Here is an 18,007-nt window from a genome sequence, read left to right on the forward strand (position 1 = left end):
CGCGTGGGGCGCCGCGGGGCCGGCGGCGTTGCGGGCGCAACGGGCACGGCGGCATGGGTGGCCGATTCGCCGGCCCGGTCGATCGCCACGCGTGCCTGCAGCCGCGCCGCGCCCGCCGCGGGCATCGCATCGATCGCCGCGCTCACGCCGGTCATCTCGTCGTAGGCCGCCTGGTGCGCGGGATCGGCCCGGCGCCAGGCCTCGAACTCGGCGCGCTCCGCGGCATCGAGTCCGTCGCCGAGGCGCACCGACCAACGCAGTGCCTCGAACTCCGCGGGCGACAGCTCCTCGAGCAGTTCCTCGCCCGCGGTGTCCGGCCTGTCCGGTATGCGCGCGCCATCGCGCGCCGGCATGCCGGGGGCGGTGGGGCGCGTGCGGTCGTTCATCGGGGTGCGGAAATTCGGCGTCTCGGCCTGGATGATGACGGATCGGGAGCGCCGATCCTGAGGCGGTGCCTCAAATTTTCTCGGGCCGCGCCGGCGCGGGTTGGGGCGCCTCGGTCGTGTCGCGCAGCCGCTTGCGGCAGGCCGCGACCGCGATCATCACGTGCCGCTCGACCATGTTGCGCGAGATGCCCATGCGCTGCGCCACCTCGGCCTGCGGCAGCCCCTCGATGCGGTGCAGCACGAAGGCCTCGCGACAGCGCGGCGGCAGGTTCTCGATCGCCGCGACCAGCAGCCGCATGCGCTGCGTCGCCGCATAGGCCACCTCGGGGTTGTCGGCATCGGGCGCCGGCATCTCGAGCAGCACGTCGTCGCTGTCGTGCGCGCGCACGATCTGCTGGCGATGGTGGTCGACCAGCAGGTTGCGCGCGATCTGGTAGAGCAGCCCGCGCACCTCGACCACTGGCTGCGCGCCATGGCGCTCGAAGGCGGCGAAGCGCGCGTAGACCTCCTGCACGATGTCCTGCGCCAGCGCGCGGTCGCGCAGGTACCGGTTGCAGAAATTGAAAAGCTCCAGGTAATAACGTGCCGCCACGATGCACTCCAGCCACACCGGCTCTGTTGAATCCGTCCGGGTGCTGGCGATGTGGCGGCGGCTGGATCTGGCGCGGGCCGGGCGGGAGGGTCGCGATTATAGGAAGGCGAGCAGGTGGGCGTGGGCGGCTCGCGGCATCGCCCCCTGCTTCAACGTCCCGACAGCGCCAACGGCCCCAGCAACCGGATCAACTCGCTCTGCCGCCGCACGCCCGTCTTGTCGAAGATGTTGCGCAGATGGGTGCGCACGGTGTTGATCGAGATGCCGCAGCGCTCGGCGACCTGGGCCGGCCGCGCGCCTTCCGAGAGCTGCACGACCAACTGGAGCTCCGAGGGCGTGAGCCGGTACTGCTGCGCGAGGGCCTCGAGCCGGCGATCGCTGGCCTCGCGTTCGGGCGGCTCCTCGACCATCAGCAGCGCCACCGCATGCGGCCAGGCGAGCCGGCAGGCGTTGCCCTCGTCCAGCGGCACCAGCCGCGCGATGGCCGGTGCACTCGGTCGCGCGGTTTCGGGTGTCCACAGCACATGGGTCTGGATCAGGCCGCGCGCCACCTCGCGCAGCGAGGCCTCCACCGCTTCCGGTCCCAACTGGCCCAGGCGCGCCAGCTTGCCGTTGCGGATGCCGATCCAGTCGCTGCGCGACAGCAGGGCCGCGGCCGCGACGTTGGCATGCAGGATCGCGCCCGTGGCGGCCAGCACCACGAGCGGCTTGGGCACCACGTCGAAGGCATCGGCGGTGGCCTTCTCGACCGGCGTGGAGCGCACCAGCGACCAGTGCGCATGCAGCGCGAGCTGCAGCGGCTTGTGCACCGCCTCGAAGGCGCGCTTGTCCTGGTAGCTGAACTCCTCGAGCCCTGGCCGGCGATAGAGACCGATGGCCGTGAGCGGCGCCTGCGCGGGCCGGCTGCCGTCGTCGACGATCATCGCCAGCAACCCATGCACGCCGGTCGGCGCCGCGAACTCGTGGTAGTAGTCCATGCGCTCCAGCTCGCTCCATTCGCAGAGTTCGCGGCCGATGCCGCATTCGCCGGTGCGCACGCAGATCTCCTTGGTCGCGGCGCCCGCGAACCACGGATCCCTCTGTGACCAGTAGTCGATGTAGTCGGGCACCGTGTGCTTGGGCAGCCCGATGTCGACGAACAGCGGCTTGCCGGCCGGCGCGCCGCGCGGCGTGTGGATGGCCGCGGCGGTGGCGCCGAAGCGTTCGCACAGCGCCTCGAGCATGGTCTCCCAGCGCGAGGCATCGGTGGCCGCCGCGCAGGCGGCTGCGATGGCGGGGTTCAGGCCGGCGTCCCAGCTCATGGCTCGTCGCGAACGTGTTCTCGGCGAACCGTTCAACGCCCGCCCTTGTAGGTGAAGACCTGGACCACGCCCTTGCCGGGCGCGTAGATGTACCCGTAATCGAGGCCGTTGTTCGTGCGCCAGCGGTATTGCAACGCGCCGGCGATACCGTCGTAGGTGCACGAGAGCTTCTCGATCTCGAGCGACGACACGGCGCTGCGCGTGTTGTAGAGCGTGTCGTAGTTCTTCTTTTGGCCCTGCTGCCACTTGCCGACGGGAAACTTCCCCTCGTTGTAGGCATTGCCGAAGCGCTGGTCGTAGACGCGGCCGATGGCGCTCTTGTCCTCGGTCAGCGCGAAGCGCTCATGCGCCCGCGGCACCTTGCGCTCGTAGACCTCGAACTCGATGCCCCGGTAGCCCGACCACTTCATCGGTCCCTTGAGCGCGACCTCGCCGGACCCCACGCTGCCGTCGGGCAGCACGTCGACGAAGGGATAGGTGCGATCGACCTCGCCGAAGGTCAGCGCCTGCGATTCGGGCGCGGGCAGCGGCAGGCCGGTCAGCAGCTCGACGGGGATGAAGCGCTCAGTCACCGTGGCGTCGTGCTCGCACACGAGGGCATCGGCGGCATGGGCGGCGCCCGTGCCGGCCGCCACGAGCAACGCGGCGGCGACGGCCATTGCAGGCGACCGGAGCCGGCACGCCGCAACGCCGATGCAGGAACGCTGGAATGCACGCGCCATGGTGGGAAGCTCCTCGTTGTAGATCCTGGTATCCGGGCTCGCCCCTCCGGGGCGCCCTGGAAGCCAGTGTTCTTGAATACGAAGGCACTCACATCATGCAAATGAATGAGAGGCGGGGGCCGGCGGGCCTGGGAGCGGCGCTACCGGATACGGTGATGCCCCGTGGCGCTGCTATCGCCGAAGGCCGCCGTGGCTCAGGGCATGGCCGAGCGCGAGCGATAGAGCCCGGCATGCGCTATCGTGTATTCGGTCAGCGGGCCCAGCCTCGCCTGCGCCCCATCGAATTGCTCGGGCGGCTTGACATAGGCGTGAACGATCCTTGGCGGCCCGGAGGCCTCGCCGACGTCTTCGACGCCGATCGGCACCCGCCGATAGCCGTCCGCCTCGCTGACCCGCTCGAGCAGGTCCATGGCCGCCAATGCCGCATCGTCGACCTCGAACAGCTGGCCGACGACGCGCTCCCCTTCGCCGGGCAGGAACACCAGCCAGGGCGAGAAGCGCTCGCCCATCAGGTACAGCGGATAGCGCTCCCGCGTGACGAAGTCGCCGGGGATGCGGCGGCCGCGGTTGGTGGCGAAGTTGGGGTAGCCCTCTTTCAGGGTGCCGAAGACGAACACGAGGTTGGGCATGCGAGATGCAAACTCGCCGCGCTTCATCTCCGCGATCGACTGGAGCAGATCCTTCTCGAATTGCTCCATCTCCTTGTCCTTGCTCCTCGGCATCGATGGCCTCTTTCAGCCGAATGTAGATCAAGCCCTCGCCGTCTTGTTCCCATCGTCGGATGCGATCCGCCCCACCAACGCCAGCAGATCCCGATCCCTCCCCCGCCCCGCGATCAGCCCCAATCCCACGGGCAGGCCATCGACCCACCCCAGCGGCAGGCTGAGCTGCGGCAAGCCGCACAGCCCCGCGATGCAGGTATGGGCCAGCACGCGCATGCGGGTCTGCGCATCGGGCTGCGTCGAAGCGCCCAGCCGCGGCGCCACGTCGGGTGCGGTCGGCAGGCACAGCACGCCGTCGTGCCCGAGCAGGTCGTCGATGCTCGCGCGCAGCGCGTCGGCCTCGCGCCGCGCGGCCTCGATCTCATGGGCCGTGACCTGCGACGCGGCGCGCAGCCGCGCCGCGATCTCGGGCGCCATCGATGGCCGCGTGCGCTCGAACCATTCGCCATGCGTGCGCCAGACCTCGGCGCTCTGCAGCACGCGGTAGGCCTGTGCCGCAGCGGCCAGCGCCAAGCCTTGCGCGGGCGCATCGAAGGCCAGGCCCAGCGACGCCAGGCGATGAAGCGCGGGACGAAGCGCTGCGGCCACGCCCGGCGCGGCATCGTCGAAGGCATCGACGATCGGCACGATGCGTCGCAGTGACCGTATCTCGCCCGGCGGCAACAGCACCACGCCCACGCGCTCGAGCACCGCCGCGGTCGCGGCGAACCAGCCGACCGTGTCGAAGGCCGGCGCCAGCGGCGTGACGCCACGCGCATCGACCGCGCCATGCGTGGGCCGCAGACCGTACAGGCCGCAGTAGCTGGCCGGGATGCGCACCGAGCCCGAGGTGTCGGTGCCCAGCGCGAAGTCGACGCAGCCACCGGCCACGGCGGCGGCCGAGCCGCTCGACGAGCCACCGGGCACGCGGCCGGGTGCGCGCGGGTTCAGCGGCGTGCCGTAGTGCAGGTTCTCGCCGGCGAGCGAGAACGCGAGTTCGTCGCTGAGCGTTCGCCCCCGCAGCCGCGCGCCGGCCTCGAGCAGGCGCGCGACCGCGGGTGCGTCGGCCGTGGCCGGCACATGCGTGCGCAGCCAGTCGGGGTTGCCCGAGCGCGTGACGTGGCCCGCGAGGTCGAACACCTCCTTGGCAGCGAAGCCGAGGCCGCTCAGCGGACCATCACCGTACGGATCGCTCGGATCGCGCGCGAACGAAGGATCGAGCCCGAAGCGTTCCGGACTCTGGACGGGAGCGCGGGCCATCACTCGGCCGGATCCGAAGCGCCGCGATCGGGCGGCAGCCCGTAGATCGCTTCCGCATGCACGATCGACTCGGCCATCGATGACACCGGCAACTGCTTGCGCATGGCCTCGCGCCGGATGATGGCGTAGGCCTCGTCCTCCGAGATGCCCTGGCGCGTGGCGAGGATCTTCATCGCGCGCTCGACGATGCGGCGCGTGCGCAGGGTCTCGTCGAGCTTGGCGATGCGGTTGAGCAGCCGCTCCTCGTAGCGGAACAGCATGCGCGCGACGTACAGCGTGGCGAGCACGCCGAAGGGACGGATCGGCTTGGGCAGCACGCCGTGCACATTGGCCGCCGCCGCGGCCTCGAGCACGGCCGGGTTCTCGTAGGCCAGCAGCGCGATCAGCACCGCGTGCGAGGAACCGGCCAGCCAGGGATGCGAGGCATCGCGCTCCGACTGGATGCTGAAGAACACGGCCTCGGTGCCCTCGGGCAGGTGGTTCGGCTCGGGCCACAGCGCGGTGACGCGACAACCGAAGCGGCGCAGCTGCTCGCACAGCACGCGGGCGTCCTCGTCGTCGGGATGGATGACGGCGACCCGGATGTCACGCAGGGAGCGCAGCTGGATCGGATCGGGCGTCATCAGAGGATCTTCCGTTCGTAGGCGACGAGGTAGGGATCGGGGCGGACGATGGAAGCATCCTCCCACAGCAGGTCGAAACCGCCATCCTCGCGCGAGCGCCCGATGCGGGCCTTGAGCGCGGTGTGGTTGGTGTCGGCGTCGATCTCGACCTCGCCCTGGGCCGAAGCATGGCGCGTGCCACCGAGGCTGCGCACGATGCGGTCGGGGTCGGGCGCGCCCTCGCGCGGCACCGCGCGCGCGAACAGGTGCACCTGCAGGTAGCCGGCCTCGGCATACATGTTGGGCCGGCGGCCGGCGCCGTAGCGCTTCTCGTAGAGCGCGGTGAAGCGCGCGCTGGCCGGGCTCTCGATGCCCGCGAAGTAGGGCGCGACCGTGAGGTGCCCCGCGCGCGCGGCCGGGCTCAGCGCCGCGATCTCGGCCTCGCTCGCGGTGAGGCTCGCGATCGGATGCCCGGCCGAGGTGGCGCCGATGGCGTGGCAGGCCGCATAGAGCCGCGCGGTGTCGGCGCCCACCACGGTGCTGAGCACCACGTCGGGCCGCGCGGCGGCGATGCGCTCGGCCACCTCGGCGAAGGCGCTGTCGGGCGCGCCCATGGGCAGGTAGGTCTCGCCTGCCACGCTGCCCGCGCTCTCGAGCAGAAACTCCTTTGCGATGCGCGAGATCTCGCGCGCGAACACGTACTCGGAACCGACCAGGAAGAAGCGCCGCCCGTGGTGCGCGAACAGATACTTGATCAGTGGCACGATGGTCTGCGCGGGCGTGGGCCCGGTGTAGATCACGTTGGGCGAATACTCGAAGCCTTCGTAGACCGAGGGATAGAACAGCACCGCGCCGTGGCGCTCGACCACCGGCAGCACGGCCTTGCGGCTGGCCGACGAGCAGCAGCCGAAGATCACCGGCACCTGGTGGTGCAGCACCATGCGGCGCGCGATGTCGCGGTAGCTCGCGGGATCGGGGCCCGGGTCCTCGATGATCGGCACGATGGGCCGGCCCGCGACGCCGCCGCCCGAGTTGATCTCGTCGATGGCGACCAGCGTGCCGCTCAGCAGCGCCTGCTCGGTCACGGCCATGTTGCCGGTCTGGGCGAACAGCACGCCCACGCCGATCTCATCGGACATGCGTGCCCTCCTCCTGGCCCATGGCCATCGCATGGCCGGGCCGCATCGCATGCCAGGCGGTGTCGTCCTGGAAGGCCGCGGCCAGCCCGAGCAGCGCGAACTCGCCGCCAGGGTGGCCGATCAGCGTGAGGCCCACCGGCAGGCCCGTGTCGCCGAAGCCGCAAGGCAGGCTCACCGCCGGCAGGCCGGTGAAGTTGGCGAGGCAGGGCATGGCGGTCATGGCGTCCTGGACGGTGGTCGTGCGGCCGGCGAATTCGATGCGCGATTCTGCCAATGGTGGCGCGGTCACGGGCAGCGTCGGCAGCGCGAGCGCATCGAGGCCCGCCATGTCGCGCGCGAACGCAGCGCAGAAGGCGCCGCGGAACTGCTGCGCCGCGAGGTAGTCGACGGCCGACACGCTCTCGCCCGCATGCAGCAGCGCGCGCACGTCGGGTGCGTAGTGACGCGCCCGGTCGTGCATCAGCGGACGGTGGAAGGTGCTGGCTTCCGCGTACATGATGGCCTTCCAGGCCGCGAACACCGCCGCCATGCCGCGCACCGGCACCGGCACGAGCTCGCTGCCGCGCTGGCCGAAGACCTCGAGCGCGGCCTCGAAGGCCCGGCCCACGTCGGACGCGGTCTCGAAGCCCTCGCCCACCAGCACGCCGATGCGCAGCCGGGCGCGGCCGCGTGCCTCGCGGAACTGCGCGGCATGGCGCGACGAATCGCCGGCCGCGCCGGGCCACATCGCATCGAGCCCCAGCCACAGGTCCTCGGCGCTGCGTGCCATCGGCCCGGCGGCATCGAAACTCCAGGCCAGCGGCAGCACGCCCTCGCCCTCGACGCGTCCGGTGCCCGGCTTGATGCCCGAGATGCCGCAGGCCGCGGCGGGAATGCGGATCGAGCCACCGGTGTCGGTGCCGATGGCCAGCGGCAGCAGCCCGTCGGCCACGCAAGCGGCCGAGCCGCCGCTGGAGCCGCCGGTGATCGCGAGCGGGTCCCAGGGGTTGCGCGTGGGGCCATGGTGCGATCCCTTGTTGGTCGCGCCGTAGGCCCACTCGTGCATGTTGGTCTTGGCCAGCACGATGGCGCCAGCCCGGCGCAGCCGCGCGACCAGCGGCGCCTCGCCCTGCAGCGGCGCGTCGGCCAGCACGGCCGAGGCCGCGCTGCTGCCGAGGCCGGCGGTCAGCACGTTGTCCTTCACCGCGATCGGCACGCCATGCAGCGGCCCCAGCGGCAGGCCGCGCGCCAGCGCGCGGTCGGCCTCGCGCGCCTGGGCCAGCGCGCCTTCGCGGTCGACGGTCACGAAGGCGTTGGTGCGCGCGGCGCGGCCTTCGATGTCGGCGAGCCGGCGTTCGGCCAGCTCGACCGCGCCGAGCTCGCCGCGGCGGATCAGCGCGGTCAATTGCGCCACGCCCGCGCCGTCGATGGTCTCAGCGATGGACATGATCGGTCTCCGTCGACGGTGGAACGAGCGCGAACCAGGCACGCCCGGGCATCTCGCACAGGCCCGTGCGCAGGTCCTCGAGGATCGCCGCGACCTCGCCGCACAGCGCGGGGTCGAGCGCCGCGAGACCCGCGGCGCGGCGATGCGCGGCCACGCTGTCGGCGTTCCAGGGTGCGGCGGACTTGGTGGGAGCGGTTGCCATGGTCATGCCGCCAGCAGTTCGCGCAGCGCGTTGTCGATGAACGCGTTGTCGGGCTCGTGCAGGCCCTTGCCCGCCAGGTGGCCCCAGTCGGAAGGCAGCACGCGCAGCTCGGCGTTGGGCATGTGCGCGACCTCGAAGGCCGAATCCTCGGGCGGAAAGTAGAGATCGCTCGACGAGGGCATGACGATGGCGCGCGCCTTGATCGCCGACAGCGCCGCGACGAAGTCGCCCCGGTAGACCGGGTTGTCGGCGATGTCGCCGTGCTGCCCGGTCCACAGCGACGCGACCAGGTTGTTGGCGTCCTTCGACAGCAGCCAGCCTTCCCAGAACTCGATCAGGAAGTCCTCGAGCGAGGCGAAGCCCAGTGCCTCGATGTCGAGCCGGTCGCGCAGGAACTTCTGCGAGAAGCCCCAGCCCGCGTACACCCGGCCGGCGGCGCGCAGGCCGCGCTCGGGCTGCCGCTCGTAGAAGCCTTCGCGCCATTCGGCGTCGGCCTGCAGCGCGGCCTTCACGCCCGCGAAGAAGACCTGGAAGTGGCGCGACGCGCGCGCGGCGCCCTGGAAAGGCAGCAGCCGCTGCACCATGTCCGGGTACAGCGCGGCCCAGTGGAACGCATGCACCGCGCCCAGCGACCAGCCCGTGACCAGCCGCAAGGTGTCGATGCCCAGGTGCTCGGTCACCAGCCGGTGCTGCTGCACCACGTTGTCGTAGACGGTCACGTCGGGGAAGCGGCCGCGGTCGTTGGGCGCGGGCTGGTTGCTCGGCGAACTCGAGACGCCGTTGCCGAAGGAGTTCGGCACGACGATGAAGTACTCCGACGGATCGAGCGCCTTGCCGGGCCCGATCAGCCATTCGTTGTCGGCGTGCGTGCTCGCGAACCAGGTCGGGTAGACGATGGCGTTGTCGCGCTTCGCATTGAGCTTGCCGTAGGTCTTGTAGGCCAGTTTCGCGTTGCGCAGCATGCGGCCCGATTGCAGGGCGATGTCGCCCGCCTCGAAGATCTCGTGGTCCATGGTGTTCGTTCCTGTCTTTGGATGTGTGCGTGGATGTGGGGGCTCAGACGCCGAGCAGTTCCTGGAGGAGCGCTCGGTCGCCCTCGAGCTCGGCCTTGCGCGTCTCGCGCACGATGCGGCCCTGGTCCATGACGTAGGCGCGCTCGGCGATCGAGAGGCAGAAGTTCAGGTCCTGCTCGGCGACCAGCACCGACAGGCCGTCGCGGCGCAGCCGCAGCAGCACCTCGGCGATCTCGTCGACGATCGAGGGCTGCACGCCCTCGGTCGGTTCGTCGAGCAGCAGCAGCTTCGGCCGCGTGGCCAGCGCGCGCGCCATCGCGAGGATCTGCTGCTGGCCACCGCTGAGCCGGCCCGCGAGGTCGTTGGCCTTGGGCACCAGCGCCGGGAAGTCGGCGAAGGCGCGCGCGATCGCCTCGGCGCGCGGATGGCCGCAGGCCACGGCCGCCAGCGCGATGTTCTCGCTGACCGACAGCCGCGGGAACACGAAGCGCCCCTGCGGCACGTAGCCCAGGCCGCAGCGCGCGCGGTCGTCGGTGCGTTCGGGCAGCGGCCGGCCGTCGAGCCGCGCGCTGCCGCCCATGGGCGTGGCCTGGCCGACCAGCAGGCGCATCAGCGTGGACTTGCCCACGCCGTTGCGGCCCAGCAGCGCGACGATCTCGCCGCGCCCCACGCGCAGGCTGGCGCGCTCGACGATCGACGTCTTGCCGTAGCCGCCGCTGATCTCAATGGCTTCGAACATGCTGCTGTCTCCCGAGATAGATGTCCAGGATGCGTTCGTCCTGGCGCAGGGTGTCGAGGTCGCCCTGGGCGAAGACCTCGCCGCGGTGCAGGACGGTCACTTCGGCGTCGAGCGTGCGCACGAAGGCCATGTCGTGCTCGACCACCACCACGGCCGCCGTCTCGGCCAGCACGCGCACCAGCTGCGAGAGCTCGCGGCGCTCGTCGCCGGTCATGCCCGCGGCCGGCTCGTCGAGCAGCACCACCGAGGGCTGCAGGCACAGCACCATGCCGAGGTCCAGCCATTGCTGCTCGCCATGCGAGAGGTCGGCCGCATCGCGCTCGGCCAGCGCTTCGAGGCCGAGCGCGCGCAGCGTGCGTTCGCTGAGCCGGTCGGCGACCGCGGCATCGCGGTCGCGGCTGTAGGCGGCGATCCAGAGGTTGGTGCGTACGCTCAGTTCGCCGAACACCTGCGCCACCTGCATCTTGATGCCCACGCCGGCTTGCACGCGGCGGTACGGCATCCAGCGCGTGACGGGTCGCCCGTCGAGCACGATCTCGCCCGCGTCGAGCAGGTGCGTGCCCGTGAGGCAGCGCAGCAGCGAGCTCTTGCCCGCGCCGTTGGGTCCGATCAGGCAGCGCACGCGGCCCGGCGCGAAGCGCTGAGTGACGCGGTTGACGGGCACCACGCCGCCGAAGCGCTTGACCCCGTCGCGGATCTCGAGCACCGGCGCCGGCACGGCCGCGCCCTCGCGCAGGCCGCGCACGAGGTCCACGTCCATCGCGGTCTTGGCCTGGCGCGTCTTGCCCTGCGCGCCGCCCTGTCCGCGTAGCGCCCACAACCGGCCGAGACCGCCGAGCAGCCCGCCGCGCAAGAACAGCACGAGCAGGATCAGCGCCACGCCCATGATCAGCGTGGTCTGCCCGCCGACCACGCCGCCGCCCAGCCAGTACGACAGGCCACCGACCGCCACCGCACCGACGAAGGGGCCGGCCAGCGTGCCGAGCCCGCCGACCAGCACGTAGATCGGCACCAGCAGCGCCTGCTGCGCGCTGAACAGCGAGGGGTTGAGGTAGTTGGCCCAGGCACCGTAGAGCGCGCCGGCCAGGCCCGCGATGCCGCCGGCCAGCGTGAACACCACGAGCTGGCAGCGCCGCACGTCGTAGCCCAGCAGCTCGGTCTTGGGGCCGTCGAGGCGCACGCAGTCCACCACCGTGCCGAAGGGCGAGCGCAGCAGCGCGCGCACGCCCAGCAGCACCAGCGCCGAGACCGCCAGCACGCAGGCGAAGGTGCCCTGCGGCCCGAGCCCCTGCGCGTCGGCGCCGAAGCCCAGCACGATGCCCGGGATGTTCGACAGGCCGTTGTCGCCGCCCACCACCGCGTCGCCGAAGCGCGCCGAGAACGAGATGCTGCCGGTCCACAGCAGCAGGGTGACGGTGTAGGTCAGGATGGTGGCCTGCAGCGCGCCAAGGCGGCCGTGGAACAGCAGCCAGCCGACCGCGCCGGCGGCGGCCGCGCCCACGATTGCGCCAACTGGCAGCGACCACACCAGCGTGTTGCCGGTGACGCTCGCGAGGTTGATCGCCGCCACGCTGCCCGCGTAGCCGCCGAGGCCGAAGAAGGCCGTCTGCCCGAGGCTCAGCATGCCGCCGCGGCCCCACACCATGTCCAGGCTCAGGCCCAGCAGGCCGAAGATCAGCCAGGAGCTCGCGAGGTAGGCGAGGTACTCGTCGACGAAGAAGGCGCCGGCGCCCAGCACGACGGTGCCGGCGACGGTGGCCAGCCACCAGGGTGCCGCACGGCGCGCGGCGGTGCGGGTTGCGGTCACGGGCGCCGCCAGGGTTCTGCTCATGTTCATGCGTGGCCTCCCGTTCAGAGCTTCAGGCGCCAGCGCTCGGAGATGCCCTGCGGCCAGGCGCGCAGGGCCACGAGCGTGATCACGAAGAACACCACGTCGCCCGCGACGGTGGACCAGACGCTGGCCACCGCGCTCGCGGCCGAGCCCAGGATGCCGCCCGCGGCGATGGTGCCCGCGAGCGTGACCGGGCCCGCCACCACCACCGCCAGGAAGGCCTTGATGCCGAAGGCGAAGCCCATGCTGGGCGTGGCCGGCACGGCCGGCACCAGGATCGCGCCGGCCAGGCCCGCGAGGCCGCAGCCCAAGGCGAAGGTGAGGTTGTTGATGCGCACCGTGCGCACGCCCATCGCGGCCGCGGTGGCCGGGTCCTGGATCGCGGCGCGCGCCATCAGGCCGTAGTTCGTGCGCGTGAGCAGCGCATACACGGCCGCGATCAGCACCGCCGCCACCACGATCAGGAACAGCAGGTAGCTGGAGATCGTGTAGTCGCCGATGCGCACGTTCGACGCCGGCATGCCGATGCCCGGCGTGACCGTGCCGAACAGCAGCACCGCGCTCTGGTAGAGCGCGAGGCTCAGGCCCCACATGGCCAGCAGCGTGTCGAAGGGCCGGCCGTGCAGGCGCCGCACGATCAGCCATTCGACCAGCGCGCCGAAGGCCGCGGCCGCCAGCGCGGCCAGCGCCACCGCGAGCGGAAAGGGCACGCCCGCGCGCACCGCGGTCAGCGCCGCGTAGGCGCCGAACATGATGAATTCGCCGTGCGCGAGGTTCACCACGCCCATCAGCCCGAACACCACGGCCAGGCCGAGCGTCGCGATCAGCAGCACCGAGCCGCTGGCGACCGACGAGAGCACGCCGGTCAGCAATTGATCCCATTCCATCGGGGGCCTCGCTCAGTTCGACGCGCCGGGCGTGAAGTGCTGCGCCGTCTGCGGCTTGGCGACCAGGTCGCAGACCTGGTCCTCGAACTTCGGCGCCACCGAGGCGTAGGTCTCGACGATCTCGAAGCTCTGCGTCTTCGTGCCCACGCCGATGTAGATGTTCTGGCGCACATGGTGCGACTTCGGCTGCATCGACACCGGACCGGCCGGCGAGTCGAAGGCCACGCCCTCGCCCTCCTCGAAGGCCTGGATCACCTTCGCGGGCTCGGCCGACTTCGCCTTGTTGGCGGCCTTGGCCCACAGGTGCACCGCGTTGTAGACGTCGACCGCGACCGCGGTCACCGGCTCCTTGTTGCCGTAGGCCTTCTCCCAGGAGGCCTTGAAGGCCTTGTTGCGCGGCGTGTCGAGCCAGGCGAAGTATTCGAGCGCGGCCACGATGCCCTCGCCGGCCTGCGGCGACACCACCACCTGCTGGTTGCCGCCGCCGTAGTTGGTCGATACCACGCCCACGCGGCTCTTCAGGCCCGCGGCCGCCATCTGCTCGAGGAAGCCGGTCTGGTTCGCGCCCACCGGCAGCGCGACCACGAAGTCGGGTTTGGCCTGCTGGATCTTGTTGATGGTGGGCGAATAGTCGGTCAGCGTGAGCGGCAGGAAGTCGGCGCCGACCACCTCGCCGCCGAACTCCTTGGCGTAGAGCCGCACCCACTGCGCCGAGATGGTGCCGAAGTTGTAGTCGGGCGCCATGATGTAGACCTTGGGCCCGTACTTCTTGATCGCCCACTTCACGAGCACGCTGAGCTGCTGCGAGGCCGTGGCGCCCGTCACGAAAGTCTGCCGGTCGCAGGCACCGCCCTCGTAGAGCGAGGAATAGAAGTAAGGGATCTTCGAGCGCCGCACGATCGGGCGGATCGCCTCGCGGCTCGAGCTCGTGAGGCCCGCGAACAGCGCCTGCACCTTGTCCTTGAGGATCAGCGTGGTCGTGTACTGCGTGTACTTGGCGTCCTCCGACTGCGCGTCGGCCTCGGCCACCTCGACCTTGGCGCCGGCCACGCCGCCCGCCGCGTTGATCTCGTCGACCGCGAGCCGCAGCGCCCGGCTCTGCTGGATGCCGTAGATGTTGAGGCCGCCGGTCTTGTCGAAGATGGCGCCGATACGCACCGGCTCGCCGGCGGCGAAGGCGTAGGTGCCGAAGGCGGCGAAGCCCGCGGCGAGGAAGAGTCCGGCAAGCCGCGCGAAGGGACGCGAAGAAGGGGTGTGCATGGTGGCTGTCTCCTGGGGTGTCTGGATGGATCGACGTGCCCGGGACGCCATGCCGATGCAGGCGCCGGCACGCGCGCATGGGCAGACCATGCGAAGCGCGCGCAAGCGCGTCGGCAATGCGGTGCGACCGCGGACACGAAGGGGACGGCAGAACTGCCGAGGGGAGAACCAGCGAAGCTGCCGGTTGCGCCGCGAGGGCGCCGAGGAAATCCGGCAAAGCTGCCGGAGAAGGGAACGGCGCGCAGGTTAACGCAGCGTGAGTGCGGGTGTCAACGGGATGACACCCGAGGCCGCGCTGCGCTTCCACTGCGAGGGCGAAGGCGCTCCGAGGCGGTCGAGGGTATCCGCTGATGCAGATGGATTAATCAACTTGCATTATTCCGCCCGTGCCCGCCCTCGCCCGCCGAACTTCCAAGCCCGCCGCCCCCGCGCCGCATGTCGACGCCCCCGGCGACAGCACGCATGCGCGGCTGCTCGCCGAGGCCATGAAGCTGATGGCGCGCGAAGGCATGAACGCGGTCTCGCTGCGGCGCATCGTGGTGGCGGCGGGCGCGAACAACGCCTCCGCGCTCCACTACCACTTCGGCAGCCGCGAGGGACTGGTGGGCGAGATCACCGCGATGCTGCAGCAATGGCTGGAGCCGCGTTCGTGCGCGGGCCTGGAGGCGCTGCGCGCGCGGCCGCATGGCGTGCGCGACATCATGGAAGCCGCCTTCGGTCCGATGATCGAGATGCTGCAGACGCCGGGCTTCGGCCGCGACGCGGTGAGCTTCATCGGCCGGCTCGGCTGGGACTTCGGCGAGGCCGGCCAGCGGCTGTCCGCGAAGCTGCACCGCAAGCTGCTGGGCCTCGCGGTCGAGCTGCTCGAGGCACGGTTGCCCGGCACGCCGCGCGAGACGATCCAGTACCGGCTCATCCTCAGCATGAATGTCGTGTACTACGGCATCTCCTACCGCAGCTACCTCAAGCGCTCGCCCTTCGGCGTGATGCCGATGTCGGAGCGCGGCAACGAGGCGCGCGAGCGGCGCGAGTTCATGGACTACCTGGAGGCCGGCGTGCGCAACGTGCCCGGCGCCGGCTGAGCCGTGTCACGGGTTCGTTCGAAAGCAGCCGCATGTCGATGAGCTTTCCCATGCCCACCTTCAGCGCGCCGCCATCGCCCGCGCTCGCGAAGACCAGGCGCCCGGCCGTCCCGCGGCAACTGGCACTGCAGTTGCGCGGCAGCTACGAGAAGCTGCGCGAGCGCCGCTGCGCCTGCGCGCGTGGCGAGGCGCTGATCTTTCACTGCCAGCAGCAGATCCTCGAATACGAAGCCGATCCGGGACAGTTCGCGCGGACCTACTTCGCGGGCAGCGCGTCGAATGCATTCCCGGTGCTCGCGAGCCTCCGGCGCGCGCGCGAAACCCTGGCGCGCTACCAGGGCGAGATCGACGGCCTCCAGGCGGAACTGGCCGCGGCGGAAGCCGAATGCGCGCGCACCGAGCAGGTGGTCATGGCGCGGCTCGCGGCCCTTGGCGCACCGCGGCCGAACTGGTGCCGTTGGCCCGAAGAACCGCATGCGCTCGAGAAGATGCGCAAGAGCCATCTGAGCCACTATCGGCTGCGGCCGCAACCGGTCGTCGTTGCAGACGGAAGATTCGCAGAGACCGCTATACGGTTGTAGGAGGTTCGGCGGCCCAGCGCCGCCAAGCTATCCCGCAGCTTTCTGGTGATCTGAGGGTTTGCTCGACCCCGACCCAATCTGCGCCTGGAGTAACAACTACGATTTCAGCCGTGCGATGCGGCCCTCAATCACCGGCGAAACCGATCGCTCGTCGTACATATGCAAGAGCACGACGTCGTAGATATGACGCCCCGTGCTCGTATGAGCAACTTGCTCGGCATCGTGAAATTTTCGGACATGTCCCGCGGCATCGAAACTTGTGGTGGCGACCAGATACTTCTTTTCGGGGGAGATCAGATCTCCTCCCACGATCAGCGACTCTATTTTTATCTTTGACTTGTCTTCCGAGTACTTCACGGACAGCCCTGATACCTGAGGAATGCCACCTGCTCCTGGCTGATTCGCGGCTTCCTGAATTGCATCCAGCAACTGAGCACCGCTCATCGAAAGCAGAACCACCGAATTAGAGAACGGCATCTCTCTCAAAAAATCTTCCCTGGTGAGCTTGACCCCCGGAGAATAGATTCTCTTTCCTCGAAAAGAATTCGAGGTGATGATCGCGAAATCGGCCTTCGGCGCACCAGAGAAAGCGGAACGCAGAGCATCTGTCACCAGATTTTCAAAGCTCATCTCGATAGGAATACCAGGGCCTCTGCGGCTATCGAGCGTGGTCAGCGTCACCCCAACCTCTGCCGCAAGCCCCTTGCCAGTGAGTTGCAGCGAGTTCTCGAGGCCGGACTTCGCAAGCGCTGGCAAAGGGACTTTCGAGTACTTTTCCAAGGTATCGACCGCCCATTTCCTCATCGCTCGGTAGTCATCGAAGGGCTTTGGCTCGGATGAAAGTATCGAGACAGACAGTTCGATGTACTTTGTCTGAGCGTCACGATCCTTCAGGGCGAGATTGATCAACCAGCCACCGATGGCGATAGCGATCGGGATGGCGATCGCCGCAATCCAGCCGGCGACGATCTTTCGTATCTCCCACTGCGCCTCGACGTGTTTCCGATGAACGTCTTCTTCCTCTTGAGAGCGTCGTTTGGCGTCCCCCGACCGCTGTTTCTGTCTTGCGGAGATCATCGACCTTGGTTCGCATCGGCCTGGCATCTTTTCCGGCTCCTACTATTGGATTTTTCCGAACCAGAGCACAAGCCTGATGGCGCCAAGACAGCCATTGGCCAAGATGCCCGAATCAACTCCGCCTGGGGACAGGGATTCTTGAGAGCGAGAGGTTATCGCAATTCGGTTGTGGCAGACATCCTCCCAACGGGGCTGGGCACAGTTCTCGTTGGCTTGGATACGGAGAGCATCGCCATGAAGCCTTGCTGACGCGAGGTTTGGGTGTTCAGTGCAATGCAGCCCTCCCACTCAATCAGCAAGACCGGCAACGATAGCGCTCACTTTTTCCAAAGCCCGCTTCAGGTCGGCATGCGACACCGACCCCAGCGCCAGCCGGATAGCATGCGGCGGCTGAGAGCCCACGGCATACGGCGCGGCGGTGGAGACCAGCACGTTGTCCTCTTTCAGCCGCATGGCGACCGCGTCCGACCGCACCCCGGCGGGCAAGGGCAGCCAGACGAAGTACGAAGCCGGGTGGCGAACCATCTCGAACTGCGCCAGCACCGTGGACACGATGCGCTGGCGCGCGATGGCGTCGCAACGCTTCTCCTGCTCCAGCCGCGCGACCGTGCCGTCCTGCAGCCAGCCGCAGCACAGCGAAGTCACCAGGGTCGGCGTGTTCCAGACCGTGGCACGGATCGCACGATGGATCTTGGGAACGAGAGCGGCGGGCGCGCATGCAAAGCCGAAGCGCAGGCCGGCCGCCACGCTCTTCGAGAGGCTGGAGACATACACGGTGATGTCGGGCGCGAGCGCCGCCAGCGGCGCGGGCGCTTTCTTCTCGAGGAAGGCGTAGGTGCCATCCTCCAGCAGCAGCAGGCCGCGGCGGCGCGCCACCGCGATCAGGGCCTCGCGCTGCGCCAGCGGCATCACCCAGCCGAGCGGGTTGTGCAGCGTGGGCATGCAGTAGACGGCACGGATCTTTCGGCGGCGGCACAGGGCGTCGAGCGCGTCCGGATCGAGCCCCAGGCCGGACGCGGGCAGCGCCACCAGCTCCAGCCCGCTGAGCTCGGCCACCACCTGGATGCCCGGATAGCTCAGGGCATCCACCGCCACCGCATCGCCGGGCCGCAGCAAGGACATCGCTGAGCAAGCGAGCCCATGGATCGCGCCGCTGGTGATCAGCACCTCGTCGGCGGCGACCGACAGGCCCCGGCTCTTCAGGTG

19 protein-coding genes are annotated in these 18,007 nt (G+C 69.8%); 2 read left to right on the plus strand and 17 right to left on the minus strand.

All coding sequences use genetic code 11. The features are described 5' to 3' along the window. The 15 genes from AC07RV_RS45535 to AC07RV_RS45605 all read right to left on the minus strand — a co-directional run. Window positions 1-386: FecR/PupR family sigma factor regulator (locus AC07RV_RS45535; protein WP_495338108.1), on the minus strand; the 386-nt coding region annotated here is incomplete at its 3' end. 70 nt (window positions 387-456) lie between these two features. Then, window positions 457-978, minus strand: a complete 522-nt coding sequence (locus AC07RV_RS45540; protein WP_296786987.1) for an RNA polymerase sigma factor — start codon at window positions 976-978, stop codon at window positions 457-459. Window positions 979-1,127: 149 nt separating this feature from the next. Further along, window positions 1,128-2,279 carry a helix-turn-helix transcriptional regulator gene (locus AC07RV_RS45545; protein ID WP_296786990.1) on the minus strand — a complete coding sequence of 384 codons (1,152 nt, stop codon included), beginning with the start codon at window positions 2,277-2,279 and terminating at the stop codon, window positions 1,128-1,130. Window positions 2,280-2,311: 32 nt separating this feature from the next. Next, complete coding sequence (locus tag AC07RV_RS45550) at window positions 2,312-2,938, minus strand: hypothetical protein (protein WP_296786993.1); 627 nt, start codon at window positions 2,936-2,938, stop codon at window positions 2,312-2,314. A gap of 257 nt (window positions 2,939-3,195) precedes the next feature. Further along, window positions 3,196-3,699, minus strand: coding sequence for a gamma-glutamylcyclotransferase family protein (locus AC07RV_RS45555; protein ID WP_296786996.1), 504 nt, complete (start codon window positions 3,697-3,699; stop codon window positions 3,196-3,198). A gap of 51 nt (window positions 3,700-3,750) precedes the next feature. Beyond that, a complete protein-coding gene (locus AC07RV_RS45560) occupies window positions 3,751-4,962 on the minus strand; it encodes an amidase (RefSeq protein ID WP_296786998.1) in 1,212 nt (403 codons plus the stop codon). After that, entirely contained in the window at window positions 4,962-5,585 is a 624-nt protein-coding gene (locus AC07RV_RS45565; RefSeq protein WP_208512485.1) for an ANTAR domain-containing response regulator, read from the minus strand. The genes AC07RV_RS45560 and AC07RV_RS45565 overlap by 1 nt, the downstream gene beginning before the upstream one ends. Continuing rightward, complete coding sequence (locus AC07RV_RS45570; RefSeq protein ID WP_296787004.1) at window positions 5,585-6,703, minus strand: transporter substrate-binding domain-containing protein; 1,119 nt, start codon at window positions 6,701-6,703, stop codon at window positions 5,585-5,587. Before AC07RV_RS45570 ends, AC07RV_RS45565 begins: the two co-directional genes overlap by 1 nt. Further along, window positions 6,693-8,129 carry an amidase gene (locus AC07RV_RS45575; RefSeq protein WP_296787007.1) on the minus strand — a complete coding sequence of 479 codons (1,437 nt, stop codon included), beginning with the start codon at window positions 8,127-8,129 and terminating at the stop codon, window positions 6,693-6,695. Before AC07RV_RS45575 ends, AC07RV_RS45570 begins: the two co-directional genes overlap by 11 nt. Further along, window positions 8,116-8,331, minus strand: a complete 216-nt coding sequence (locus tag AC07RV_RS45580; protein ID WP_296787010.1) for a hypothetical protein — start codon at window positions 8,329-8,331, stop codon at window positions 8,116-8,118. The genes AC07RV_RS45575 and AC07RV_RS45580 overlap by 14 nt, the downstream gene beginning before the upstream one ends. A 2-nt stretch (window positions 8,332-8,333) precedes the next feature. Continuing rightward, entirely contained in the window at window positions 8,334-9,344 is a 1,011-nt protein-coding gene (locus AC07RV_RS45585; protein ID WP_296787011.1) for an alpha/beta fold hydrolase, read from the minus strand. A gap of 43 nt (window positions 9,345-9,387) precedes the next feature. Next, window positions 9,388-10,083, minus strand: a complete 696-nt coding sequence (locus tag AC07RV_RS45590) for an ABC transporter ATP-binding protein (RefSeq protein WP_296787013.1) — start codon at window positions 10,081-10,083, stop codon at window positions 9,388-9,390. Then, window positions 10,067-11,920, minus strand: coding sequence for an ABC transporter permease subunit (locus AC07RV_RS45595; RefSeq protein WP_296787015.1), 1,854 nt, complete (start codon window positions 11,918-11,920; stop codon window positions 10,067-10,069). The genes AC07RV_RS45590 and AC07RV_RS45595 overlap by 17 nt, the downstream gene beginning before the upstream one ends. Window positions 11,921-11,934: 14 nt before the next feature. Further along, on the minus strand, window positions 11,935-12,801 hold the full coding sequence (locus AC07RV_RS45600; RefSeq protein ID WP_296787016.1) for a branched-chain amino acid ABC transporter permease: 867 nt from the start codon (window positions 12,799-12,801) through the stop codon (window positions 11,935-11,937). Between the two features lie 12 nt (window positions 12,802-12,813). Then, window positions 12,814-14,061, minus strand: coding sequence for an urea ABC transporter substrate-binding protein (locus AC07RV_RS45605; RefSeq protein WP_296787018.1), 1,248 nt, complete (start codon window positions 14,059-14,061; stop codon window positions 12,814-12,816). A 386-nt stretch (window positions 14,062-14,447) separates the two neighbouring features. Between AC07RV_RS45605 and AC07RV_RS45610 the strand changes: the two genes are divergently transcribed. After that, a complete protein-coding gene (locus AC07RV_RS45610; RefSeq protein WP_296787021.1) occupies window positions 14,448-15,143 on the plus strand; it encodes a TetR/AcrR family transcriptional regulator in 696 nt (231 codons plus the stop codon). A 50-nt stretch (window positions 15,144-15,193) separates the two neighbouring features. Next, window positions 15,194-15,724 carry a hypothetical protein gene (locus AC07RV_RS45615; RefSeq protein ID WP_296787024.1) on the plus strand — a complete coding sequence of 177 codons (531 nt, stop codon included), beginning with the start codon at window positions 15,194-15,196 and terminating at the stop codon, window positions 15,722-15,724. A 96-nt stretch (window positions 15,725-15,820) separates the two neighbouring features. On the opposite strand, the gene AC07RV_RS45620 is transcribed toward AC07RV_RS45615, so the two are convergent. Both AC07RV_RS45620 and AC07RV_RS45625 read right to left on the minus strand, forming a co-directional pair. Next, entirely contained in the window at window positions 15,821-16,801 is a 981-nt protein-coding gene (locus AC07RV_RS45620) for a 5'-nucleotidase C-terminal domain-containing protein (RefSeq protein WP_296787026.1), read from the minus strand. A gap of 288 nt (window positions 16,802-17,089) precedes the next feature. Further along, window positions 17,090-18,007, minus strand: a 918-nt coding sequence (locus AC07RV_RS45625; RefSeq protein ID WP_492713470.1) for an aminotransferase-like domain-containing protein, incomplete at its 5' end; no start/stop codon positions are given.

The sequence above is a fragment of the Variovorax sp. GW821-FHT09B01 genome (assembly GCF_059418345.1).